Below are 321 nucleotides of genomic sequence, written 5' to 3'. Positions count from 1 at the left end.
GCCGCCTTGTGCCATAGAATGCGATCGGGAAAGCCTGCGTCCTTCAGATTTTTCCAGGCAACGTCATGAAAGGCGCGTGAGCGGTTGTTGGTACCCATGCCATCGATCTGCACAACGACGAAGCCCAGCTGCGTGAGCGGCTCTGTCCGTCTTGAAAAGGATTTTGGGACGAAGGAGCCCTGGGGCCCGGCATAGATTTTCTCCACCACCGGGTACTTCTTCTTCGGATCGAAATTGGCGGGCAGGTGGATCACGCCCCAAATATCAGTCTTGCCGTCGCGCCCCTTGGCGTGGAAGCTGAGTGGCGGCTGCCAGCCGGCG

The 321-nt window shown here is 59.2% G+C and carries 1 protein-coding gene; it reads right to left on the bottom strand.

Annotated features, from left to right (window positions below):
- The coding region (locus tag AC0L3D_RS37070) for a prolyl oligopeptidase family serine peptidase (protein WP_473647583.1) at positions 1-321 on the bottom strand (321 nt) is incomplete at both ends.

The sequence above is a fragment of the Mesorhizobium sp. WSM4837 genome (assembly GCF_055811435.1).
The sequence above is the reverse complement of the archived record's forward strand: the minus strand, read 5'-3'. Positions and strand labels throughout refer to the sequence as shown.